The sequence below is a fragment of the Pseudomonas sp. 3JA genome (assembly GCF_036961705.1).
GTDB lineage: Bacteria > Pseudomonadota > Gammaproteobacteria > Pseudomonadales > Pseudomonadaceae > Aquipseudomonas > Aquipseudomonas fluorescens_Q.
This window is the reverse complement of the sequence record NZ_JBAMDJ010000037.1, coordinates 15,618-39,231: the sequence shown is the minus strand read 5'-3', so window position 1 is coordinate 39,231 and position 23,614 is coordinate 15,618. Positions and strand designations below refer to the sequence as shown.

At 61.7% G+C, this 23,614-nt stretch carries 15 protein-coding genes and 1 pseudogene; 1 reads left to right on the top strand and 15 read right to left on the bottom strand.

Annotated elements, in window-relative coordinates; genetic code table 11:
* Nucleotides 1-43: 43 nt before the first annotated feature.
* Nucleotides 44-402: pseudogene (locus V7773_RS24015) on the bottom strand (DUF6124 family protein).
* Nucleotides 403-866: 464 nt separating this feature from the next.
* Entirely contained in the window at nt 867-5,042 is a 4,176-nt protein-coding gene (locus tag V7773_RS24010; RefSeq protein WP_336075570.1) for a DUF5801 repeats-in-toxin domain-containing protein, read from the bottom strand.
* A 304-nt stretch (nt 5,043-5,346) separates the two neighbouring features.
* On the opposite strand from V7773_RS24010, the gene V7773_RS24005 reads away from it, so the two are divergent.
* Entirely contained in the window at nt 5,347-6,111 is a 765-nt protein-coding gene (locus V7773_RS24005) for an SDR family NAD(P)-dependent oxidoreductase (RefSeq protein WP_092221877.1), read from the top strand.
* A 465-nt stretch (nt 6,112-6,576) separates the two neighbouring features.
* Here V7773_RS24005 and V7773_RS24000 read toward each other — a convergent pair whose 3' ends face one another.
* The 13 genes from V7773_RS24000 to V7773_RS23940 form a co-directional block, all read right to left on the bottom strand.
* A complete protein-coding gene (locus V7773_RS24000; protein ID WP_336075568.1) occupies nt 6,577-7,632 on the bottom strand; it encodes a hypothetical protein in 1,056 nt (351 codons plus the stop codon).
* A 32-nt stretch (nt 7,633-7,664) separates the two neighbouring features.
* A complete protein-coding gene (locus V7773_RS23995) occupies nt 7,665-9,473 on the bottom strand; it encodes a hypothetical protein (protein WP_336075566.1) in 1,809 nt (602 codons plus the stop codon).
* A 3-nt stretch (nt 9,474-9,476) separates the two neighbouring features.
* On the bottom strand, nt 9,477-10,781 hold the full coding sequence (locus V7773_RS23990; protein ID WP_336075564.1) for a hypothetical protein: 1,305 nt from the start codon (nt 10,779-10,781) through the stop codon (nt 9,477-9,479).
* Nucleotides 10,782-10,800: 19 nt separating this feature from the next.
* On the bottom strand, nt 10,801-11,721 hold the full coding sequence (locus tag V7773_RS23985; RefSeq protein WP_336075562.1) for a hypothetical protein: 921 nt from the start codon (nt 11,719-11,721) through the stop codon (nt 10,801-10,803).
* A gap of 136 nt (nt 11,722-11,857) precedes the next feature.
* Nucleotides 11,858-14,242 (bottom strand): hypothetical protein, encoded by a 2,385-nt coding sequence (locus V7773_RS23980; RefSeq protein WP_336075560.1) that lies wholly within the window; start codon nt 14,240-14,242, stop codon nt 11,858-11,860.
* Nucleotides 14,243-14,252: 10 nt separating this feature from the next.
* On the bottom strand, nt 14,253-15,395 hold the full coding sequence (locus V7773_RS23975) for a hypothetical protein (RefSeq protein WP_063321603.1): 1,143 nt from the start codon (nt 15,393-15,395) through the stop codon (nt 14,253-14,255).
* Nucleotides 15,374-16,819, bottom strand: a complete 1,446-nt coding sequence (locus V7773_RS23970) for an alkaline phosphatase family protein (RefSeq protein WP_336075558.1) — start codon at nt 16,817-16,819, stop codon at nt 15,374-15,376. The genes V7773_RS23975 and V7773_RS23970 overlap by 22 nt, the downstream gene beginning before the upstream one ends.
* Nucleotides 16,809-18,038, bottom strand: a complete 1,230-nt coding sequence (gene eboE / locus V7773_RS23965; RefSeq protein ID WP_336075556.1) for a metabolite traffic protein EboE — start codon at nt 18,036-18,038, stop codon at nt 16,809-16,811. The genes V7773_RS23970 and eboE overlap by 11 nt, the downstream gene beginning before the upstream one ends.
* Nucleotides 18,035-18,919, bottom strand: a complete 885-nt coding sequence (locus tag V7773_RS23960; protein WP_336075554.1) for a TatD family hydrolase — start codon at nt 18,917-18,919, stop codon at nt 18,035-18,037. Before V7773_RS23960 ends, eboE begins: the two co-directional genes overlap by 4 nt.
* A gap of 39 nt (nt 18,920-18,958) precedes the next feature.
* Nucleotides 18,959-19,732, bottom strand: a complete 774-nt coding sequence (locus V7773_RS23955; protein ID WP_336075552.1) for an EboA domain-containing protein — start codon at nt 19,730-19,732, stop codon at nt 18,959-18,961.
* Entirely contained in the window at nt 19,729-20,619 is an 891-nt protein-coding gene (locus tag V7773_RS23950; protein ID WP_336075550.1) for a UbiA family prenyltransferase, read from the bottom strand. Before V7773_RS23950 ends, V7773_RS23955 begins: the two co-directional genes overlap by 4 nt.
* Nucleotides 20,616-22,490 carry a 3-dehydroquinate synthase gene (locus V7773_RS23945; RefSeq protein ID WP_336075549.1) on the bottom strand — a complete coding sequence of 625 codons (1,875 nt, stop codon included), beginning with the start codon at nt 22,488-22,490 and terminating at the stop codon, nt 20,616-20,618. The genes V7773_RS23950 and V7773_RS23945 overlap by 4 nt, the downstream gene beginning before the upstream one ends.
* A 221-nt stretch (nt 22,491-22,711) precedes the next feature.
* Entirely contained in the window at nt 22,712-23,527 is an 816-nt protein-coding gene (locus tag V7773_RS23940; protein ID WP_336075548.1) for a helix-turn-helix transcriptional regulator, read from the bottom strand.
* Between the last annotated feature and the right edge of the window lie 87 nt (nt 23,528-23,614).

Sequence of the window (23,614 nt, the reverse complement as noted above, 5' to 3'; positions counted from 1 at the left end):
CGTCTACAAGTGCCCGCCAACCCTTTCGATTTGGGGCGAGTTGTTAACGTGGATCGGCGATATCCAGCGCCCGATTCGCCAGCAGCTCACTCACTTCAATCACTTGCTGGATACCCATCGCAACATGCCGGCGAGAACCCTCAAGATCGAATGCCAGGTCGCTGATCATGGCGTTGCTGAGGCCAGGTTTTCGCTGAGGTTGGCGAGCAGGCTTTCAGTGTCGATGTCATCGACAACGGTGAAGAGCTGGGGCGTTGGCCGGCCTTTCTTGGGTGTGGCCTGTTCCGGCTTCAAGTAATAATCGAGCGCCCGCTCGGTGGCTTCGTGGAATTTTTCCGGATCGAGGCTTGAGTAGGAAGAGGTGGGGTCTGATTCCGGTGGATTGGGTGTGGCTTTGAACATGATGACGCTCCTATGGGGAATGGGAGCCGCCAAGACCTGTCGCTAAACAGAATGGTGGCGACTGCACGCAGGTTAGCGAACCGGACATAGGCACCCGGCAGACCCGAAGGTCTCCTACATACAGCCGCCATGACGTAATTGCGGTTAGATCCCGCAATGAAGCATGGTTGCTTATGTGCCTATGGTTCGGGTCGCTAAACCCGACCGCTGATTCGTCAGCGACCAGGAAACGATAGAGCCCGGCCCCAAGGCGCACAAGCGGGCGGATTCTGGCTTAGTTGTAGGCAAAGGCGCAAGACGACGTAGCCTCAGGACTGGCGCTCCTTGTTACTGGGTATTTGTCTGTAAGACTCGATGCCTGCCGTCAAAGGGGGGAGCTGGTTTTGTCATGATCAGGGAAGGTATGAAAAGTGATGCGAGGATGGTTTCCAGGCCATCCTCGCATCTTTCACGCACGCGATGCTTCAGGCGTTGCCAAAGACAACGTCGCTGCTCTGCAGGTCCACGCCCACCAACGTAATGGTCGTAATTTGCCCGCCAGACTCGGCGACCGTCACGATGCTGTCCGCGCCGGCGTTATCGATCGATTGGACAACGGCGCTCTGGTCACCATTGAGCACCAGCGTGTCCCGCAGGTTTTGGCTTACATCAAAGCCCGTGACCTGGTACTGGTTCTCGGTGAATGTCAGATCGACGTTGAAGGCATCACGCTCGCCGCCCGTGCCCACCAGCGTGTAGTCGAAGAGTGCATCGGCTGCGTTGTTGGCGAACAGGTTGGCGTCGAACGCACTGGTCGCGGTATCGCCGTCCTTGTCCGTCAGCGTTGCGTTGAACGAGAGTTGCACATCGCTGGCCAGGTTCTCGGTTTCCTGGATGAACTGGATGACCGGAATCTTGATCGCGCCACGGCCCATTGTGAGCTGGACGGCATCAATCATCGCCGTGCCCTCGCGCTCGATTTCGAAGGACACCTGGCCACCTGCTTCGGGCGTCAAGGTGTTGACCTCGGTGAGATTGGAAAACGTGCCGTCTTCATAATAGATCCGGAAGTACAAATCCTCGGTCGCGGTGTTGTAGCCGGCCACCGAGTTGTCGATGAAGATTTTCATGCCTGTTACCAGGCTCTCCGGGTTGATGACGAAGCTTTCATCGGCCGCGCCGATTGCCGCCAGGTTGTCCCCTTGCAGCAGGTTGTTGCCGACGCCGATGCCGGAGGTGCTGACGTTCATGGCCGTCGGGTCGATGTAGGACGGCAGTGGCGTGGTTTGCAGGGCCGCCTCGGTGGGGTCGGGGGCTCCGAGTCCAATGCCGGTCAGGATATCCGTGGTGGAGGCCAGTGCCTTCGCGGAGAAGAACACGATTTCTTCGGATGCCGAAGGAATGGTCGGATTGTTCGTCTCAGGGATCAACAAGGTGCGCACCGGATCCGGGCCACCGGCGTCGAGCGAACCGTCGGCACTGCTACGTACGATGGTCGAGCTGAAGCCTTGCACCAGGTCCAATGCATAACTGCCATTGGCATAGGCGGTCAGCGTGTAGTCGACGCTGGTATCGGCGGTGGCGGCGTTGTTGTCGAAGTCACCGGTCAACGTCCCGGCGAAATGGTACGCGCCATTGGCATCCGGCGAGGGTGCTTGCTCGACGAGCGTGCCGGTCCCGGTCGTGGTCGTGTCGTCGGGCCTGACCAGGGTGAACTGGCCATTGACCAGCGCGATGTCCAGGCCCGCGGCTCCCAGCCCGTCGGCCCCCGCCGATTTCTCCCAGAATCCGTATTGCGCAAGCACGCTGCCGGTGCCGATCAGGTTGCCGAACGCGACCGAAGGGCCGTCGTCCTCGAACACCAGGTTCTGTCCGATGTTGAGCGTCGCTGAGGCGCTGTCGCCGTCCTTGTCGGTCTTGGTCGCGATCAGCGTGACCAGGTTGTCCGTCAGGCTCTTGGCGTCATCGGGATTGGTGGCGTCGGGATGCACCAGCGCCCGGATCTGGTCGAGCGTGACATCGCCATTGGCGGCCACGCTGACCGTGAATACCAGCAGGTTGGTGCTGGCCGTGCGGCCTTCTACCGTTGTGCCGTTGAGCGACAAATTGACCGCTTCACCCGTGGCCGTGTCGGTCAGCCCGGAAGCGCCGGCCACCACGCCCAGTGCATAGGTCAACGTACCGGCATCGTCGGCGCCGTAGGCGGAGGTGAAGTTGGCGGCGAAGTTCTGCGTGGCGTTGGTGCCCAGTAGCGTTTCGTCCACCGTCAGCGTTGGCTCGGTGCCGGTGGTGCTGATGCTCGGCCCGTCATCTTCGAACACCAGGTTCTGGCCGATGTTGAGCGTCGCCTGGACGCTGTCACCGTCCTTGTCGGTTTTGGTCGCGGTCAGCGTGACCAGGTTGTCCGAGGTCAGGCTCTTGGCGTCATCGGGATTGGTGGTGTCGGGGTGCACCACGGCCCGCATCTGGTCGAGCGTGACATCGCCATTAGTGGCCACGCTGACGGTGAACACCAACAGGTTGGTGCTGGCCGTGCGTCCCTCCACAACCGCGCCGTTGAGCGACAGATTGACCGCTTCACCCGTGGCCGTGTCGGTCAGCCCGGAAGCGCCGGCCACCACGCCCAGTGCATAGGTCAACGTACCGGCATCGTCGGCGCCGTAGGCGGAGGTGAAGTTGGCGGCGAAGTTCTGCGTGGCGTTGGTGCCCAGTAGCGTTTCGTCCACCGTCAGCGTTGGTTCGGTGCCGGTGGTGCTGATGCTCGGCCCGTCATCTTCGAACACCAGGTTCTGGCCGATGTTCAGCGTCGCCTGGACGCTGTCACCGTCCTTGTCGGTTTTGGTCGCGGTCAGCGTGACCAGGTTGTCCGAGGTCAGGCTCTTGGCGTCATCGGGATTGGTGGTGTCGGGGTGCACCACGGCCCGGATCTGGTCGAGCGTGACATCACCATTGGCGGCCACGCTGACGGTGAACACCAACAGGTTAGTGCTGGCCGTGCGTCCCTCCACAACCGCGCCGTTGAGCGAGAGGTTGACCTCCTCGCCCGTGGCCGTGTCGGTGAGCCCGGAAGCACCCGCAACCACGCCCAGCGCATAAGTCAGTGTACCGGCACCGTCGGCGCCGTAGGCGGAGGTGAAGTTGGCGGCGAAGTTCTGCGTAGCGTTGGTGCCCAGTAGCGTCTCGTCCACCGTCAGGGTTGGCTCGGTGCCGGTGGTGCTGATGCTCGGCCCGTCGTCTTCGAAAATCATCTTGGAGCCGATCTCGGTCTTCGCAGTGGACGCCTGGACCAGGGTGAAACCACCGATGTCAAAGTCGGCGTGGTCGGTGCCCTTGGCATCGAGGGCCGCGCCGTTTTCGATGAGCACACGGTTGTGATCTGACGTGGTGGTGTATTCGATCTGGTAGCCGGCCTTGACGCCGGTGATGGTGGCAACGCCGGAAGCGAAGCTGATGACGATGCCCGCATCATTGGCCGAGCCGTCCGAGTTCTCGATGACGGCGCCGGTGCTGATGTTGGTGACCCGCACGTTGCTGATCGCAACCGGGGTGTCACCGGTATAGCCGTTGATGAAATTCACCCCGGATTCAGCCGCGGTGCTGAACGCGCTGATTTTTACCACGGCGGTCTTGCCGGCCTGCAACTGCACGACATCGAAGTTGGCCATCTTCGTATTGAAGACGTCGGTAAAGTCGATGTTGGATTCCAGGTCCGCTTCGGTCTGGTCCAGATTGGGAATGGTCACATCCTGCCTGGCACCGGTGACAAAGGTGAAACGGATGCCTTCCTGTTCCACGATCATCTGGTTATTGGTACCGAAGGTCGTGGGCCCACCGGCCTGGCTGGTGTTGATCGTATCGCCCGTGGTGATATTGGCGCCGCTGGATTGGTCGGCGGGGTCCTTGCCGGTGGCGATGATGGTGGGCTCGTTGATCCGCAGGACACCGTCGACCAGCGTCGTCGTCGGGTTCGCCGTGGTGAACATCAGGAAAAGGTTCTGGCCGGAGGGGGCGTTGGCCAGGCTGAACTCAAGGTCCTGGCTCGCGCCGATGAAGACTTTGTCCAGCAGGTTGACGGCATCGTCGGGGTTGGTATTGACGGGTTGCTGGAGCGGTTCGTAGAGCACGGTCCAGATCTTGCCGCCGGTGGCGGTTTCTTCAATGTAGGCGGCAAAGACGATTGCGCCGGCTGGGCCGCCGGCCCGGCCGAGGACGATATTGTCGTTGGTGTCCGTGTAGAGCAGGATGCTGGTGCCATTGAGTGTATCCAGCCCGCTGTCCACCCCGTCGAGCGGCGCACCGGTGCTGCCGACGAAGCTGATATTGGTAATGCTTGCTCCAGGCGCGGCGTTGACCGTGAACGCATCGCTGCCGGTGTCGCCCACGGCGCCGGTATACCCGCTCAAGGCGGCTCCCGTCGCGGTCCCTGTGCCAAGCGCGGTCAGGCGACTGGCGAAGGCCGTGGGGAGGGAGGCGACCAGAATGTCGTTATCATCCGCGTCTGTTGCAGGGCTCGGCGTGGCGGTGCCGTTCTGCAAATTGGCGGTTTCATCCAGCGTTACGTCGACGCCGGTTGCTACGACCCCCAGATCGGTGCTGGCGGTTGCAGTGAATGGCGAGGCCGGATCGCTCAGCAGTGCTGAGTCTTGCTCGCGAATAGTCATGACTTTCTCCAGAGCATGCGGTCATCGAGGTCTGACCGTTGACCTTATGACCGCAACTATGGGCAAGCCCGGCGTTATTGCGTATCGGCTGATACTCCCAGGCGGGGTGGGAGTTTCGGCCTATGCCACCGGCAATGGGATTGAGCCTGTGTGGGCAGATTCGCGCAAAACCCCGACAGTCCCAGCAAGCCTGCGAAAGCCCGGCAGTCGCCGTTGCGAGAAAGTGAAGCCGTCGATAACGACAGCGCCCACGGGCGCCGGGCCGGCGAATGTCTCGTCGGCCCGCTCACGCAGGAGAGCGATCATGACCGATATCCAACACAGCATTCCCCAGGAAGTCGAAGGCAAGGTTGCACTGGTCACCGGAGCCGCCAGTGGCATCGGCAAGGCCATCGCGTTGTTGCTGCACGCCCGCGGCGCCAAGGTGGTCGCGGAAGACATCAACCCCGCCGTCCATGAGCTGGCCCGTCCCGGGCTGGTGCCGCTGGAGGCCGACATCACCGAGGATGGCGCTGCCGAGCGCGCCGTCGGCCTGGCCGTCGAGCAGTTCGGCCGGCTGGACATCCTGGTCAACAATGCCGGGATCATCATCAACAAGCGGGTGATCGACATGACGCGCCAGGACTGGGAGCGCATCCAGGCGGTCAACGCCACCGCGGCCTTCCTGCATTCACGCGAAGCGGTCAAGGCGATGATGCCGAACAAGTCGGGGGCCATCGTCAACATAGCGTCCTACGCGTCCTATTTTGCCTTCCCGACCATTGCCGCCTATACCGCCTCCAAGGGTGCCCTGGCACAACTGACGCGGACCCTGGCGCTGGAAGTCATCGAGGATGGTATTCGCGTCAATGCGGTCGGCGTTGGCGATGTGGTCACCAACATCCTTAATGACGTGGTCGAGGACGGCCCGGCGTTCCTTGCCCAGCATGGTGAAGCTGCGCCTATTGGCCGAGCCGCACAGCCGGAAGAAATTGCCGAGGTGGTTGCGTTCCTTGCGTCGGACCGTGCCAGCTTTATCGTCGGTTCGGTGGTCATGGCGGATGGTGGCATGACGGTCACTGCTGGCTGAGTCAAGAAAAACGGCGCTTATCCCATGAAAGGGTAAGCGCTAATGCCGATCAGTTAAGCCTCAAACTGTGGGAGCAAGCTTTGCTCCCACAGGTTTTGTGTCATGTGATCCTTTAACTGACTGGCATTAGCCCGGGTGCTTCATTTATCTGAATGAATCAACCCGGATACAAACACTTGGTAGCGGCTGGTAAAAAATCAGTTGCAGCGCCACAGCCCCCTGTGGCGAGGGAGCTTGCTCCCGCTGGGGCGCGAAGCGGCCCTAAAACCTGAATCCCGGTAATGCCAGATTCAATGGTGTCGCCAGCCTTGGGCCTGCTGCGCAGTCCAGCGGGAGCAAGCTCCCTCGCCACAAAAGCGGCCCTGGCGCCTGATGCCGATCAGTTAAGCCTCAAACCCGTGTGATCCTTAACTGACTGGCATTAGGGTAAGCACCGTTTTTTTTGCCTTTGTCTTGAGTGCTTGTTCAGAGTTGCACCCGACGAAGCCTGCCGTTTAACGGCACCACGCTTCCATCTGGCGTAGGCAGTGGCCGCCCGACTAGCCCCATGCCTTCGCTGACCAGTACCGCGTCCGGTAACAGGCACAGGTTGGAAGGGGTGTCCAGGTCGCGGGCGAGCACCGTGACCTGGGCGGTTTGCAAGTCGCAGCTCAGCAGCCGCCCACTGAACCGGGTAAAGCCGCCATGCAGGGGTTCGCCGTTCCAGTCGGGAAGCAGCGGTTGTTGCAGGCGCTCGCAGAGCTCCAGCACCAGCAGTTGGCCGTTGGGGCGCAGCGCCAGCCCGGTGGGCAGTTGCAGGCCGCGAATCAGGATGTCGATCCTGGCGCTGTCCGGCCAGACCCGGATCACCTGGCCGGCCTTCTCGGCAAAGTCGATGCCCTTGCGGCTCGGGTCGCCGTGCAGTTCGCCCGAGAACAGGCTGATCAGCACGGCGTCTGTCGCCGGTTCGTACACCAGGGTCACGGGAACGGCTTCCTGGCCTTGATCCAGTTCGGGCAGTTGGGCCAGCACGCGCTCTTCCTGGCCTGTGACGAACTCCACCAACTGATTAGTATCGGGCTTGACGGCCAGCCAACTGTGGCGGGTCGGGTGGTAGCACAGCGCATTCAGGTTGCCACGGCTATGGAACACCGGCTCGGGCGGTGTGAATTGCAGGTCCAGCAGTTTGGAACCGGCGACATAATCCGTCTGGCTGACCAGGCAGCGTCCGTCACCGCAGGCGATGTCCGACACCCCCATGATTTCATCACGCAGCATGCGCGCCTGCATGTTCATGGCGCGAAAGCCATGCGCCAATGTTTCGCGGGGCAGGTAGGTGCCGGGCCGCTGCGGATCCGGTCGCAGTCGACTGATACGGCCGCTGAAGGGTTGGTCGGGCAACCCCGAGCCTGCTTCGGTCAGCAGCAGGCTGCCATCGGCTTGCAGGCAGAGGCCGCGAGGGTTCAGCAGGTCCTCGGCGACCAGGGTGCTGGGACGAAGGTTTTCCCCGGGGTGCGCGGGGATCTGAAGGGGAACGGGCATAGGCTTTCTCCGTGAATGAGCAGGGGATACGGTCATTGCGGCGGCTGCCACGGTTCACCGGTGAGATAGGCCCGCAGCAACGCCCGTTGGCAGGGCGACATCGAGCGCACCACGGGCATGAACAGCGTGGTGCCTTTGTAGGCGTCCGAGGTGCGGGCGAGGATGGGGTTCTTGGCGCCCATGACGGCGTCGGGCTGATTCAGCGGGATATAGCGCGACATGGCGGGGAAGGCCAGGTAGTGAAAGCGCAGCACGTTGGGGTACATCAGCGGCCAGGTGATGGTGGTGCCCTGGGGAATGCCGAAGTCGGTCTGGGCGTATTTGCGAAAGTTGGTGAAGTAGGCACTGCTGTCGAGGCCATTGGCCGTGCAGGTCAGGGCGACGAAACCCGCTTGAGCGGCGCTGCCCGGCTTGAGGGTGACCGGGAAACTGACGGAAAGCTGGCCACTGTCGACGGTCAACGAATCAGGGAAGTCGAGGAAGTCCCAGTATTGCGGTTGATCATAGACCGCGGGGGCCGCCGCCTGCAGACCGATTTCGGTGGTGCTGGGCACCGCCCCGCCCAGGTACCTGACCTGAAGGGTGATCGACAGGCCGTTGGGGTAGTCCTCCAGGTAGACGTTGCGCTGGTCGGCATAGATCCGATAGGTCGACTCGGTGGCCTGCAATGTGGTGCCGGCGACCTTGCCCGGTGCGTTGATCGCCAAGGCAGAGGTCCGTACTGCCTGTAGCTGGTCGGCGGTCAGGGGCAGGTCGACGATGCCGCCATACACGTAGTAATCGAATAAAAAGCGGCTGGTCGGCTCCAGGGTCGTCAGGGTGGTGGAGCCGGCGCTGATGGTCACGGTCCCGTAATTGGCGTTGGGGCCGATCGGGCTGGTGATATCGTCCCTGACGGCCCGGAAGGTTTCCTTCGGAATGACGTTCACCATGTCGATGCTCAGGTAACCGGTGTTGTCCAGGTCGGCATAGCCGGCATTGCCGGTACTCTGGTTGACCAGTTGCCGGCCCGGCTGGCAGTTCAGCGGCTCGTCGGCGAAGGCCGGGGCCAGTGTGCCGATGACCCTGCCGATGCTCGGGTTGGGCGTGTACCGGCCGGCGGCATAGTCGGCGTCCAGTTGTTCGGTGGTCATCGTGGGGCACATTTCGAACATGACGAAACGCAGGACGATGCCCGTCGCCCCCGGTGCCTGGATGATCGAGCGCAGGCCGCTGCTGTTCTGGTTCCAACTGACAATGCTGCTCAAGGGGAAGGTCAGTTGAAACGTGCCGCTGGCGTGGAAAGAGCCCGGCGCATCCATTTTTGCCGGCAGCAGCACACGTCCCGCCACGTCGAAACTGCTGCACACGGTGTTGCTGCGGATCAGCAATTGGATGTTGTCGTTGCCACCGATTTGCAGGCCGCCGACGAAGATTTGGGTGGTCGTTGAGGAGGTGGGGTCCAGGTCCACCATCATCGGTCCGGAAACGGGCCCCTGGCCGGTCACCGGGTCCACCGAACCGAGCAGGTAGACGGGCTGGCCCACCAGGTCGCCGGTGGTGTTGATGCTGCCGGGGATGCCCTGGGAGCTGATCAGGGCGTTCTGCATGTCGACGACATGCTGCCCATAGTGATTCCAGCCCCCGGCGGTGTAGTAGTTGCCGGTGGGGGCATTGATCATGTTGTTCAACTGGTCGTCGGTGTAGGACTCGGCGCTCGGTGCCAGGGTCGAAGTGGTCAGGTCGAAGAGCGGCCAGTCGTCGTTGCCGTCGTAGGGAATGGTCGGGGAGTTGTTCGGCAGGCTGACGTCCGTGCGGATACCGCCCCAGAAATTCAGCCGTGGTCCGTTCAGGATGCTCATGAGTTATTCCTCGTCCTTGATGGTTTTGCCGACAGGCGAATTGGCGAATTTGAACAGGTAGGAGTAGTCGGATTTGTAGGGGCTCTTGACCGGTGTCGCCATGGAGTGGCAATTCATGCAACTGCTGTTGGGCTGGATGTAGCTTTCCATGGTCACGTTGGCCGAAAGGGCGGGGGTCGGCTGGCCCAGTGGATTACTGGGGTTGTCCGGCATCAGCGGGCGCTGGGTGGTGATGAGTTGGTAGTACTTCAGCACGCTGCGTTGCAGGTCCGGGTCGCTGCGGTAACGGGCGTTGACCTCGTTGGTGATCTCGGCGATCGGGGTGTACCGGTTCAACGGGTTCGGGGTCTGGAAGGTGGTGCCAGGCTTGGGCACGCAGACCAGGTGCGCGCCCTGGGTCTGCCAGTCGCAGGGCGACTGGTTGAGCGTGGCTGCCGGGGCGCTGGGGTTGAAGTAGGAATAGGCCGTGCCGGAGGTCGGCTGGTCGACCCATACACCGTTCACCAGTGTTTTGGGCGGAACGTTGTCGATCTGCTCGAAGGTCGACCAGATCCACTGCGGATAGCCGTTCACCTTGGTGATGACGTGCAGCCCCACCAGGCCCAGGTAGGCCTCGGTGACGCCGGTGCGCTGGCCTTGGTCGTCGAACGTGGCCACGCGCGCAAGCATGGTCAGGTAGCGGCTGGCATTGTCATGGGGGGTGAGGATGCGCCAGCTCGATTTGACCTCGATGACCCCATAGGGAAAGTTGATGTTGTTGGCTTTGGAAACCACATCGGCGTTATAGAACTGGTTGGCGACGATGTAGTTGTAGGAGGTCTCGTTGGCCGAGATGTCGTAGTAGGTCGGGTTGCCGGCCTGGTCGATCAGCCAGCCGCCGACGGCCTGGTCGACGGCATTCACCTGGGAGCTGTTCTTCAGCGCGGCGATGTTGATGATGCCCAGGCTCTTGGCAAGCTGCGGGGTGTTCCAGGGGCCTGGATCGGCCCCCCGTGGCAGGAAGGTTTCTTCCACGGTCTTGTAGGTCTGCCAGACGGTGTAGCCAGGGTCTCCCGGTTGTTTGCTGCAGTCGGGATCACCGCGCTGCCCCGCCTGGGCGGGCCAGTTCACGGCGATGAACAACTGCCAGCTGTATTGATCGAACAGGTCCTGGCTGGCGTTGGCCGCTGGCGCCGTGCTGGGGGGCTGGCAATTCAGGTTCGAGGCCTGCGTCCGTGGCATGGTTTGTTCCTGGGATTGCTCCAGGGCCAGGGCCGGAAGACTGGCCAGACCCAGTAGTACCAGGGTGAAACGGAGTGAAGTGTTCATGGCGATCCTTCGTCATTGGTCAGGGTTTGCGCTGCATGAGCTTGTTCCACTGCGCCTTTTGCCCGTTGCTCTGTGAAGCCGGTGGCTCGAACAACTGGCAGGGCGGTGGATTCGCCGGGCACATCGCAGCCACCTGCGCCCAGGTCTGGGCAGGGTCCGGTTTGGCGATGCGGAAGTTGGTGTAGTTCTGGCTGACGATGGGGGCATTGGCGACACTGGTGTCACCGGAGAAAAAGAATGATTGAGGCTGCCGGTAGGGTGGTTGCCCCGACATCTTTTTGTAGAAGGCATAACCGAACAGGATCGGACCCTGCGGCGATTGAAGGTCCAGCGCGTAGGCTTGCACGCTACCGTCCAGGTTCTTGCTGCGCTCGGCGCTGTAGGGCAGGTGCTGGATGAAGTCTTGCCGCGGCGGATGATTCATCGGCGAGAACATGCAGCAGGCCGGCATGTCCTTGGGGCGATCCTGCGGGTAGGTCAGGAAGTATGCCTTGTTGCCCAGGGACACGAAGGAGCAGGTGTAGTTGTTGTTCTTGATCGGGAAGATCGGTAGGCAGTACTTCTCATAGTGCTCCATCATCGCCCCGAAGCCGTCGCCATCGGCCGGAATATAGGCCGTGTCGTAATAGCTGGTCCCGCGAGAGACGGTGTAGTCCGCCGGGGTCAGGGTGGAAGGGGGATTGCTGTAGGGCGGCGGGTTCTTTTCGTAGTTGTGCATCACCCGGTACATGGTCCAATCGCTGATCCAGAACGCCGGGAAAAACGGATCGGAAGGCTCGCCCGGGACACGCTTGGCGATGCAGTTGCCGTTCTGTTCGTTGCACCCTTCGGTGTTATGCACGCCCATGGTGAAGTAGACGGCACCGCTGTCCTGGGCGAACAGTGGTGGGCTGAACAGCAGGATCAACAGCAATAGGCGGGTCAAGATACTGGTTTTCATAGGTCATTCCTTTGAAAAGTACCGGGTGACACTGTGGGAGCCTGTGGGAGCAAAGCTTGCTCGCAATGAACGATAACGCGGTCATTCGAAAGACCGAGGTGCCTTCATCGCGAGCAAGCTCGGCTCCCACACAAGCTCAGAGGTTGTCGTAATCGCTCATCTTGAGTTGTTGTGGCGGATAGTTGCGCTTCACCAGTTTCTGGGCCCACAGCTCCAATACCGCACGGCGGCTCTGGGACATGTCACGGGTGATGGGCATCGCGAGCGTGCTTTCTTCCTGGTAGGGCTTGCTGATCAGCACAATCAACTGGTCGATGGCGCCTTCGACGCGCGCCTGGGAGTTGAGCGGCATGTACTTGTTCATGATGGGGTACAGGTAATAGAAGGTCTGCAGGATGCGTGGGTAGAGGAAACCCTCCCACAGCTGCGTTGCGGCGTTCTGATCCTGGTAGACGGTGTTCCAGTAGTTGATGAAGTCCTGTTGCAGTTGCACGTCCAAGGGTAGGACGCGGAGCGGGGCGAGGAAGTCGATGTAGGCTTGGGGCAGCGGGAAGCTGAAGGGGATGACCGGATCGCTGTCGCCATCCTTGACGAAAAAACGCAAGGTCGGGAAGCCGGGGGCGATAGCCCTGAAGCTCACCTGGGCGATGCCGTTGGCGTCGGTGGTAGTGGTGACATAAGAGTAATCCACCGCAGTGGCGTGGACGTCGTCGCTCAGGGTTCCGGTGGCGTAGACACCGGCATCGAATGCCAGGCAAGGGTGCAAGTCGATCGTGACCGGTTTGCCGTCGCCCTGCAGGAATTGCTGATAACCGATCGGGTTTCCACTGGACTGATCCGTATTCTGCAGCGCGGTCAGTCGGCGGCCGCTGCCTTTGGCCAGATAGTTTTGTACGGGCGGCGCATTATTGAAGTTCGGCAGATTGGCCTTGTTCAGGTTGGGGTCGTCTGGGTGGTCGAAGAACAGCGTGAAATTGGCCGCGTTGCTGGAGGCCAGGTAGTAGTCGCTGGTGGTCACCATGTAGGGGTTGCCATATTCCGCCACCCACAGCGTGGTATTGGCCGCCGGCTGACCATTTTTCTGCACCATGATGGTCAGTGTCTTATGGTCACCCACGTCAATGAAACTGCCGCTCTCCACCACTTCGGCGGTCCAGGTTTGCTGGGTGGCGGCGATCACGGGTGTCGGGGCGGCCGTAGCTTTGAGTCGCAGCTCCAATGGATGACCTGGTTGTAGTTTCGTCAGGTCCGCGTCGCTGAGCGTGAAGTCCTGCAGGCCGGAGCGTTTGTCGAAGGCTGCCTGGTTATACCGGTCGAAACCGAAGTCCACTACCGGCGTGAATTGATCACCCTCGCGTACACCCAGTTGATAGTCGCCGGCCTGGAATTTTTCGGCGGTCAGGATGGGGGCATTGGGCTCTACCGGATAGAACGGGAACGTGTTGGCCAGATCCAGCGACAGGGTGTTGCCGGTAATCTGCACCGAAGTCACGCCCAGTGTGGCGTTTTGGGGCGTTCCACTGGGTTGAACAACAGATACGGCCTGCGCGGGCACCAGGCGCAGGCCGGCGGGGGCGGTCGGGTATTCGTCGGCGAACCAGAGGCCCAGGGTCGCGGCGGTGCGGCTGTAGGCGGGGTTGAAGAAAATACCGGAAACGTTGTCCAGGCCCTTCTGATACATCGCTTGCAGACGAGCCGTATCCGAGGGGGCATTGGAACGGGTGTTGACGTACGGGAAGTCGTTGAAAACACCGTTCCTGTCGTAGCAGGTCAGGTAGGTGGAGAACCTGAACATCAGGCCCTTCGCCCCTTGCAGCTTCATCTGCTGCTGCAGGTTACTCAGCAGCGCCGAATCGCCGATGACCCATTCCAGGTTCTCCTGGGGAAAGCAGGTCTGCCAGGTGGTGGTGACATACACCAGGCCACCGAAGGCGCCCCAATTGAAATTGAGGAAGCGATCCATCATCCGATACTGGCGATTGAGGGTCAGGCCACACGTGGCATCCCCCAGCATCAGCTTGTCGAAATACAACGCGGTGAAGGTGTTCTGCCACGGGCTGACGTCCACGAAGCGCGCGGCAGTCGGAGCGTTGCTGCCAAAGGGATTGCCGAGCAATTGGTAGTCCCTGCCAACCAGCGCATCCTGGGTGATGTAGGTGTCGGCCTGCAGCTCGCCGCCAATGATCGTTGAGCGAGTCCCTTTGTAGCTCACCGTGCCGCAGGCATTGTCGCCAAACAGATCCCATTCGGCGGGCATGTATGGGTAGGTTTTCGGGTTGGCATTGGTCGGTACCTGCAGCATATAGGGCGGCAGCTCCGCCATTGTCAGGGGCTTGATGGCCCAGGGCATCAGTAGGGTGGGGGCGTTCTTGACGTTGATGTCGAAGTGGCTCATGAACGGCCAGTTGATGTCCGCGTTTACCGCGTCATACAGCGGATACACGTCGTTGTTGTTGGCCGTTGGCGGGTTCCAGAACATATGGCCGTTGAGGTAGATACGGGGGAAATTCAATACGCTCATGTCATGCTCCTTAGCGTTGCCACTGGGCGCGTTTCAGCGACCAGACAAAGTCCAGTTTTTTGTAGCCATCGAATGCCGAGGGCGGCAGCGGGGTGGTGGGGTAGACGATGCCGCCCCCGTGGTTCAGAGCGAAATTGAAGTAGCCTTTGTCGTTCGAATAGGCGGCGGTGCCGTGGCAGGCCAGGCAGGACGAGGTGTTCTGGAACGCCGATTCCAGTTGTGAGTTGGCCAGTACCTGGGTGATGGGTTGGAACTCGACCCCGATCAACTCGTACTTCGACAGGTTCCGGTTATTGGCCTGGAAGCTGGCATTCACCGGCTTGGCGGCCGGAGTCGGCCCCGTGGTGTTGGTCATCGGCGCAGGCGGGGCGGCATTGGTGACGGTGTATTTACTGTTGTTGATGTTTTCGAAGGTGGTCCAGACCCAGTTGGCGTTCAGTTTGTTGACGACATGCAAACCGCTCAATGCCACATAGCCGACCTGGTAAGTACCGTCGTCCTGCTGGTAATAGGCCTGGGCAATGTAGTAGCCGTCGTTCACCAGGGTTTGTCGGTAGGTCGTGTCTGTGCCGATCCACAGCCACGCGGCTTTCAACTCCCAGGCGGTGGGGGGGAAGTTCAGGTCGTTGGCCAGGGCGGCCTGGCCATTCATGTTGTAGACCTGCTTATTCACGATGTAATCGAACGTGTCCTTGCCCATCAGCAACTGAAAGCGTACGGGGTGGCCTTGTTGGGCATCGGGCACGGCACCACCCATTTGCAGGATCAGGCCATCGACCTGTTGGGTGGCATTGATGTTATGGAAGGACCGGGACAAGTCCATACCTTGTGCCTTGGCTTGCGTCACCACCGCGGCCGGGAGCGGCGCGGAGCTGTCATAGGTGCCCGGTGGAGCGCCGTTGGGCAGGTAGACCTGGTCCGAGGGCTTCATCGTCTCCCACACGAGATTGCTGCTTTGCGCGGTACTGGGTTGGTTCAAGCAGACGAACCAGTTCCAGGCCATGGTCTCGGGACTCTGGGCAAACGCGGTCCGAGTCTGGTTGATGTCTGCTCCAAATTGCAGGAAGTTACTGCAATCGAAGTTGTTGGTGTCCTGTGCCTGGGCCAAACCGGCCAGGGCACTGAGAACGGTTATGGAAATGGCTCGCCGCATGGAAGCTCCTTGGCATTCGCCGTATCGGCATGAGGGTGCCCCCGGAAGTGTTCCAGGAGCAGTTGCTTCACCGCCGTCGCCGCAAGGTGCTGCGGCAACGACAGATCACAATTGGTGATGAGCAGCGGGCCGGTCTTCTCGCTCGTGGGCAGCCGTCCGTGGCTGCCGCGGACCAGGCGGGTGTCCAGCGGAATCAGGTCCATGTAGTAGCGAAAGCCGAGCTTTTTCTGGAGCAGGCGGCGCGCCACTTTCAGTTTCGGGAAGCGAATGGCCGGGTCGATGAACAGCTCTAGCGGGTCGTAGCCAGGCTTGCGATGGATGTCCACGGTGCGGGCAAAGTCGGGAGCCTGGCGCTCGTCGAACCAGTAGTAGTAATCGAACCAGTAACCGGGCGCGGCCACGGCCACCAGTTCGCCGCTGCGGGGATGATCCAGTTGCCAGGCCTGTTGTTCGGTTTTATCCAGTACCTGTTCGATGCCGGCCTGGCGTTGCAACAGCGCCTTGACGCGGGGGATGTCGCGCGCCTGCTTCACGTAGATGTGCGCGACCTGATGATCGGCCACGGCAAACGCTGCACTGGCACCGGGATCGAGCAACTCCCAGGTCAGCGATTGGCGGACCTGCAACAAGCCCTCGGCACGTAACAACCGGTTGATGGAAACGGATTGGGTGACGGCTTCGATCCCGTATTCGGACAGCAGCATCACTGCCGCGCCTTGTGCTTGGGCAAAGTCCAGCAGACGCCCGACTTCGCTGTCGATGGCCCGTACCTCGTCGGCAATCGCCGGGTGATCGGGCCCCAGGCGTTGCAGGCTGTAGTCGAGGTGGGGCAGGTAGATCAATTGCAGGTCGGGGCGGTTGAGCTGGAATTCGGCGATGGCGCAGTCGACGATCCAGCGGCTCGACGCGATGCCGGCCGCCGGTCCCCAGAAACTCGGAAAGGGAAACTCGCCGATCTGCTGTTCGATACGCTCATGCAACGAGGCCGGCGCCGAATACAGGCCGAACAGCTTGCGACCATCGGCCGGGTAGTGGGGCCGAGGAGTAATGGCGGCGTCCACGTCGGCATACATGTTGTACCACCAGAACAATTGGCTGCAGCGAAACCCGGGGTACTGGCGCTTGAGTGTCTGCCAGACCTTTTCCCCCTGGATCAGTGCATTGGGTTGCAGCCAGAAACGTACTTCGGCCTGATCGCGAAAATACCAGCCGTTGCCGACGATGCCGTGTTCCGACGGTGGTTGTCCGGTGAGGATCGAGGCCTGCACGGTCGAGGTGACCGCCGGGAACACTGGCTGCAGCGTGGCCATCTTGGCCGTTTTCAACAGGGCATTGATGCAGGGCGTCGCGGCACCCAACAGCGCGGGCGTCAGGCCGACCACGTTGATCAGCAGCAGCGGCTGGCGCGCAGGATCAGAGCGCATGGGCGTGGGCCTCCAGTGCCTGAGGTTCTAGCAAGCTGCGCTGTTGCAATTGATCCTCGACCCAATGCAACTCCGCCGCGATGCCCTGGAGTTGGGCGTGCTCGGTCGTGGGCCGCAATTGGCTGGGCAGGACGCCCCAGCTGTAGGTTTCCACTTCCAGTACGGGGCGAAAATCCCCATGGTCGGCCAAAAAGTCGAAAGTCTGCGACAGGGCAAGCTGGCTGCCGCTGAGTTCGGGTAGCAGCAACTGCTCGCTGAACAGCGGAATGTGGAAGTGAATCCTCAGTTCGGGATGAGAGGCGCGGTTCTGCTCACAATCGTCCAGGGCCGCGGGGAGATCGGCCCAGGCCGATAACCGATCATGTCCATCGCGGGCCTTCACTTGATGCAGATAGGTGGGCTCGGCAAAACCGCTCAATGTCTTGAGCACCTGTTCGCGCCGGTGCTCGTCCTCAGGCAGGCGACAAATCAGTGCATTGGATAACTGGATCTTGCCGATGGGGACCCGGGCCCGACGCAATCGGTCCAGTGATTGATAGCAGTCTTCGAACATCACGGCCTGGTGGCAAACGTCAAAGCACAGCGCCAGATGTTCATGGTGCGGGTCCGTGGCTTGCCAGTGGTGGAAGAAGGCGATGGCCTGGTCGGTGTTTTCCAACACGCAATCGGGCTCCATCTCCAGGCAGACCACGATCTTCTTGCCCATCTCCCGTTGCAGCCGGGCCAGCCCGGCAGTGAGCTCGCGCAGTTGCTGCTCGGCACGTTGCTGTACCGTCGGGCTCCAGTGGGCGGCATAACCCAGCGGCAGGCTGGAGATCACCCCCTGGGCACAGTCCGCTGGCAGGGCCTGGGCGAGAAGTCGAGCCAGGTCCAGGCTGTACGCCAGCCGCTGCGGATCGGCCCAGTTGGGCAGGTAGACGTCGGCTTTCACTGCGCCTTGGTGAAATTGGCCGTAGGGAAACCCATTGAGCGAGGTCAGGCGTAGCCCGCTGCGTTGCAGCAGGTCGAGGAAATCCGCACGGGTCGGCGCATGTTGGAGTTCGGCGGCGGCGAGGGCGCTGATCCACAATCCACTGTCCTGCGTGTCGAGCCCGCGCAGTGTGCGTACGGTCTGGAAATGCCGTTCGACGCAAGCGCGTAGCCCGCCCAGGTCATGGGTCGGGTGAACGTTGCTGCAATAGCCGATCTGCGTGGCCGTCCAACCCGTGCGGGCGCTCATTTGATCACCGGTTCCTGGCCCCGCAGGGCGGAGTTGTCCTGCCATTGCCGCCGCTGATCGATGGGCAGGGGCGTGCTGACCAGGACTTTGTCCAACTGGCCGCTCTGGGCAAAAAAGTCCACCGGGTTGTGGAACAGCACTTGTTCGACCTGGGCTTCACTGAAACCTGCGGCCAACATTGCCTGGCCGGTCTTGGGCACCTTGAGCGGGTCGCTGATGCCCCAGTCGGCGGCGCTGTTGACCACCATTTTTTCCGTGCCGTACTGCTGCAGCAGCGCGACCATGCGTTGTTCCGACATCTTGGTGTTGGGGTAGATGGAGTGGCCGCGCCAGCAGTCGCTGTCCAGCACCAGGGGCAGGGTCAGTTCGTTGAGGTGGTCAATGATCACCAGATGTTCGGCAATGCCGACCTCGCGAATGACGGCGAGCGTGCGTTTGGTGCCACCTATCTTGTCGCGGTGCGGGGTGTGCACCAGCACCGGCAGATTGAATTGCTTGGCCAGCTCCAATTGCGCGGCGAGAAAGCGATCTTCTTCCGGGGTAATGTCGTCGTAGCCGATTTCACCCACCGCCACCACGCCGTCTTTCACCAGGTAGCGCGGCAGAATCTCCAGCACCTCATTGGCCACCGACAGGTCATTGGCCTCCTTGGGATTCAGGCCAATGGTGCAGAAGTGATGGATGCCAAACATGCTGGCGCGAAAACGCTCCCAGCCCAACAGTGTGTCGAAGTAGTCGATGAAGCTGCCGACGCTGGTCCTGGCCTGGCCCTGCCAGAAGGCCGGCTCGATCACCCCGGTGATGCCGGCGGCCGCCATGTTCTGGTAATCGTCGGTGGTGCGGCTGACCATGTGGATATGCGGGTCAAAGTACTTGAGCATGGTGAATCCTCGTCAAAAAAAGCGGGGGATGGTGGGGTATCAGTTCGGCGAAACGCCGCCCAGGTGCTCGTGCCATTGCGCCGGCAAGCGTTGTTGCTGGGCCAGGCCGGCCAGGCGCTGACGTTGCGCCGGGCTCAGCAGGTCGAAGGCAATGACGTGGGGCAGTCCGGCGGACACCGTTCGTTCGGCGGCGAGTTGTTCGTCCAGCAGGTCGAGGGCCAACTGGTTGAGGGTGACGCTTTGTCGTTGCGCCAGGCCGATCAGGCGTCGTACGTCGAGGCCCATGCCCAGCGCTTTCAACACCAATTGGTTGAAGGCCTGTTCGTTGTAGTGACGCGATGGGTAGGCGGTGTCCAGGGCGAGGGCGGCGAACACCTGGCTGTTGCTGGTGCGCCCGGCCTGGCGTGCAAGCTCCACGCACGCTCCGCGACTATCGAGCCAATCGAGGGCTTTCAAGGTGGCGATCTTTTCCTGGTCGTCGCCCCACAGGAATAATTGGTGCAGCAGGGGGACTTGCCGGGCGGCGGGCTGCTGTTCCAGCACCTGGGCCAGCAGCAACGCCCGCGCCAGCTGGACGTTGCTCCAGCCATCGCTGCCGGGTTGCGCACGCTCCTTGAGGTTGCGCTTGCATTGGCTGCTCATGAGCGCCGCGGTGTTGGCGTCCGGGCTTAGGGCAAGCTGTTCCTGTGCCTGATGCCACCATCGCCGTTCGCTTTCATCGAGATGGCGGATGAAGGGCTGGCGTTGTTCGTTCAGGCAATCGTGGCGCATGTCGAGGGCCGCCGATGCCGCTGCAGTAACGTCCGTGTTCATGTTGGTTTGATCCAGCGCTGGAAATGGGGAAGCAGGAAAAACACCACGACACATAACAGGCTGCCCAAGGGCTGGTTAGCCACGGCCAGTACCAGGGCATCGAACAGCGGCAGGGCTGCCAGGCCAGCGCCGATAAAGGCGCGGACCTGTCGTTGCCGCGGGTTGGCCAGGTTGTGCCAGTAATGCCAGCCCAACCAGCCAAGCCATAACAGCAGCACCGGCCAAAACCAGGCGCTGCCTGCATAGACTGCCAAGGCCAGTGGGCTCAGCATCAGGAGCAGGGGGAGGCGGCTGATCAGTTGGTTGCGGTGTTCCTGGCGGGCCAGGTAGGTCAGGCCGCTGATGTAGACACCGAGCAAGATGGCGCAGAGCCAGATCGGTCCCGCCGGCATCGCCAGGCTGGCCGCCGCGGTGAGGTAGAGCGCGGAGCGGCAGGCTCCCATCAGCCAGACGCTGTGGGCGTATTTCTTGTGCAGCAGGTTGTAACCGAGAATGCAGCCCACCAACAGGGTGGCGCTGCCCAGCAGCCAGTGCGGCTGCTCGATCAACTGGCTCAGGCCCAGCAGCGAGGCGGCAGCCAGCACCAGCAACAACGCAGTGGCCAGCCGCACGTGCTGGCGGCTCACCAGGCCCAGGATTATGGGGCGGGGATTGTGGTGTTGTTGGTCCCAGTCGGCGTCCAACAGGTCGTTCAACAGCATGCCGGCGAGGTACAGCAGCGACAGTGCCACCAGCAGCAGGATCCACACCAGGGAAGACGGCGGTGCCAGGGCCCCGGCGCTGCTGGCGAGCAGGGCGGCGGCCAAGGTATTGGTCCACACCGTGGGCAGGTTGGAGACACGGCCGAGGGTCAGCCAGGTCTTGAGGTTCGGCGCCGTCTGGTTCATTGCGCACAGCGCTCGTTCAGGATCGGCGCAAGCTCGACCTGGGTGGACAGCCGCTGCAATGCCTGCTCCATTCGCGCGGTATCGATTTCATGCAAGTCCACCGACTCGCCGATCCGGCTCAACATGGGGATGGAGAGTTGCCCGCCCAGATGCTGGCGGAACTCCTCCAATCCCAGCAAGACCTGCGAGCGCCCCAGTGCATCTTTCAAGGTCAGTTCTGGCGGGTTCAGGCAGAAGCCGAGCTTGAGCAGCAGGTTCAGCACCCGTTCGGTGTCGCCGTCGCTCAACAATCCCAGGGCATTGGCATAAAGCCCATCCAGGGCCATGCCCACCGCGACGGCTTCACCATGGCGCAGTCGGTGCTGACTGAGATTTTCCAGTTTGTGAGCGGACCAATGTCCGTAGTCCAAGGGCCGTCCGTTACCGCGTTCGAAGGGGTCGCCGGCACCGGTGATGTGCGCCAGGTGCAATTCAGCGCAGCGGCGGATCGCATAGCGGCTGGCCCCATGTTCGAAGTGGGCGAGGGCGTCGGCCTGTTGCTCCATCCACTGGAAAAACGCCGGGTCCTTGATCAGCGCCACCTTGACCGCCTCGGCCAGGCCTGCGATCTGGTCGCGCCGGGTCAGGCTGGTCAGCAATTGAAAGTCGTTGATGACTGCGGTGGCGGGATAGAAGGCACCCAGCAAGTTCTTCTGGCCGAAGGCGTTGATGCCGTTTTTCACACCGATGCCGGCGTCGTTCTGGGCGAGCACGGTGCTGGGGATGCGAATCAGGCGAATGCCACGGTGGAAGGTGGCGCAGGCGTAGCCCACCGCATCCAGCACCGCGCCGCCACCGAGGGCCAGCACATGGCAATGCCGGTCCAAGCCATGTTTCAGCATGTCGGTGTACAGCCGCTGCAACACCTGTGAATCCTTGCTCGACTCGCCGGCCGGGACCGCAATCGGCGGCGCCTGCAGGTGCAGGTCTGGAAAGTGGCTGGCGAAGTAGGCGTTGATCTGTTCTTGCAGGTGCGGGGCGCTGTGCAGCAGTTGTTCATCGGCGAATATCAACACCGTGACCGGGCCCCTGTGGCCGGCCATGAGCTGGCGGTGCAGGCAGGGATTGAGCGGATCGAATACATGGTCGGTGAACACCACCGGGTAGTCGTAGCTGACCTTGAAGCGCCCGTGCAACGGTTGCTCCGCGTCGTGCCGGCGAAGGCTCTTGAACAGGCTGTACCCGGCGATGAACAGCCCGGGCAATACCATGCTGGCGAGCAAGGTCACCAACAGCGCGTTCTGCTCGACGAGAAAGGTGCCAATGGCGCTGTAGGCCAGCGCGAGGCCGGCGTTGGCCAGGGTGGTGACCAGGATGAAAGCGCGCAGAGGGTAGCCTTGCATACCGGCGGCGACGACTGAAGTTTCCGCCAATACCGGGACCCCGCGCAGGCAGATCAACGACAGTGTGCCCAACCGGTACGCCAGTTGCCCCGGCTGGCGCTGATGCAGGCCCAGGCGGCCGGACAACAAACGCAAATAGCCGGCTCCCAGGGCATAGCCCAACCCGGCGCCCAGGCACAGCCCCACGAAAATCGCCAGGTACCCCCCCACGCTGCCGAGCATGGCCACGGCCAGCAGCGCAACCATGCTCGACGGCACCGGCAGCACCACGTCCAGCGCCAGCAGGGCGATCAGCAGCAACGCCAGGTAGAGTTTCTGCGCGGGCGTCGAGGGCTGGTACAGCTCGAGATGGGTCAGGAAGTCCTGGATCTGTTGTTCGAACAGCAAGAAGCTGGCGATCACCAGGGCGGAAAAGCAAACCAGCGACAGCCAGAAATGTCCGGCTGCGCCTTTTTGCGAGAGCAAACGATACCCACGGCCATGCTTCATCAAGCATCCCTCTTGTTGTTATTGACTGATTCCGTGTCAGTAATTGAAAGCAACGCCAAGTGTGTGTTTTAGGCCAATAGACGCTCTCGCCCGAAGGGCTGTCAGGTGTGGTTGATGACAGGTTTGAATCTAGACGGCCCGGGTGTTTTTGCAAGGCCATCTGATGGCGATTTGATTTGGGGCGCCACTCGTGTTTCAGGTGACCGGCTTGCCCGGCCCGTTCAGGGCCTCGAATAGCCGCGCAACTGCGCCGGGCTGACGCCAAGGCGTTGCTTGAACAGCGTGGTCATGTGCGCCTGGGAGTTGAAGCCGCAAGTGTGGGCGATATCGATCAGTCGGGCGGTTGAGTCGCGCATCAGCGCCCGCGCCTTGGCCAGGCGCCGGTCGATCAGGTAGCTGTGCGGGCTTTTGCCGGTGGCATTCTTGAATGCCCGCATGAAGTACCCTTCGGACAAGCCAAGGAGGCTGGCCATTTCCTTGACCCCCAGCGGACCGTCGAGACCGGCGTCGATGAACTCGTCGAGCAGGCGCATTCGCCCGCCGGTGATGGACCCTTGTACGGGGGCCGAAAACGTCTTGGGGTCCTTCACCCGTTCAGCCAATCCGAGCGTCCAGGCCTCCCAGTCATCCTCCGCGGTGGCACGCAGCAGTGCGCTGCGCATTCTCAGGGCGAGGGTGATGGCCTGCGGGTCCATACGGTTGTTGAACGCATGTTCCCCCGGCAACGCCATACCGTCGGTGCGCACGACCCGCAGGTATTCTCCGCCCCTGGGAGATTCGGAGAACACGTCGCATTCGGCGGGGACAAATGCCAGGCCGTTGGGGATCGCCTCGAAGGGCAGCACGCGGTCGCTGCCGATGGCGTGCAGGCCACGCTGGCTGTCGAAGGCAAAGCCGATCGCCGACTGGGTGGCGACATAGCGGGTGGCGTAGGCGCAGCCGGGCAGCAATTCGATCGCCCAGGGCCCTGCTTCGATACGACGGACCGGTTCGGACTGGGGCGGCTGTTGGCGGTTTCGAGGGTTCATGAACAGCATAGTAGTGAAGAGAGGAGCAGAAAGTCAGGTCAGTTTTCTGAAAGCCCGCCGGTGGTGCCCTGATTAGACTGGGCAAAAACCCGGAGG

Bases quoted from the DNA above. Each gene is read 5' to 3' on its own strand.
- V7773_RS24010 (WP_336075570.1), bottom strand. From the start codon at position 5,042: ATGACTATTCGCGAGCAAGACTCAGCACTGCTGAGCGATCCGGCCTCG.
- V7773_RS24005 (WP_092221877.1), top strand. From the start codon at position 5,347: ATGACCGATATCCAACACAGCATTCCCCAGGAAGTCGAAGGCAAGGTT.
- V7773_RS24000 (WP_336075568.1), bottom strand. From the start codon at position 7,632: ATGCCCGTTCCCCTTCAGATCCCCGCGCACCCCGGGGAAAACCTTCGT.
- V7773_RS23995 (WP_336075566.1), bottom strand. From the start codon at position 9,473: ATGAGCATCCTGAACGGACCACGGCTGAATTTCTGGGGCGGTATCCGC.
- V7773_RS23990 (WP_336075564.1), bottom strand. From the start codon at position 10,781: ATGAACACTTCACTCCGTTTCACCCTGGTACTACTGGGTCTGGCCAGT.
- V7773_RS23985 (WP_336075562.1), bottom strand. From the start codon at position 11,721: ATGAAAACCAGTATCTTGACCCGCCTATTGCTGTTGATCCTGCTGTTC.
- V7773_RS23980 (WP_336075560.1), bottom strand. From the start codon at position 14,242: ATGAGCGTATTGAATTTCCCCCGTATCTACCTCAACGGCCATATGTTC.
- V7773_RS23975 (WP_063321603.1), bottom strand. From the start codon at position 15,395: ATGCGGCGAGCCATTTCCATAACCGTTCTCAGTGCCCTGGCCGGTTTG.
- V7773_RS23970 (WP_336075558.1), bottom strand. From the start codon at position 16,819: ATGCGCTCTGATCCTGCGCGCCAGCCGCTGCTGCTGATCAACGTGGTC.
- eboE (WP_336075556.1), bottom strand. From the start codon at position 18,038: ATGAGCGCCCGCACGGGTTGGACGGCCACGCAGATCGGCTATTGCAGC.
- V7773_RS23960 (WP_336075554.1), bottom strand. From the start codon at position 18,919: ATGCTCAAGTACTTTGACCCGCATATCCACATGGTCAGCCGCACCACC.
- V7773_RS23955 (WP_336075552.1), bottom strand. From the start codon at position 19,732: ATGAACACGGACGTTACTGCAGCGGCATCGGCGGCCCTCGACATGCGC.
- V7773_RS23950 (WP_336075550.1), bottom strand. From the start codon at position 20,619: ATGAACCAGACGGCGCCGAACCTCAAGACCTGGCTGACCCTCGGCCGT.
- V7773_RS23945 (WP_336075549.1), bottom strand. From the start codon at position 22,490: ATGAAGCATGGCCGTGGGTATCGTTTGCTCTCGCAAAAAGGCGCAGCC.
- V7773_RS23940 (WP_336075548.1), bottom strand. From the start codon at position 23,527: ATGCTGTTCATGAACCCTCGAAACCGCCAACAGCCGCCCCAGTCCGAA.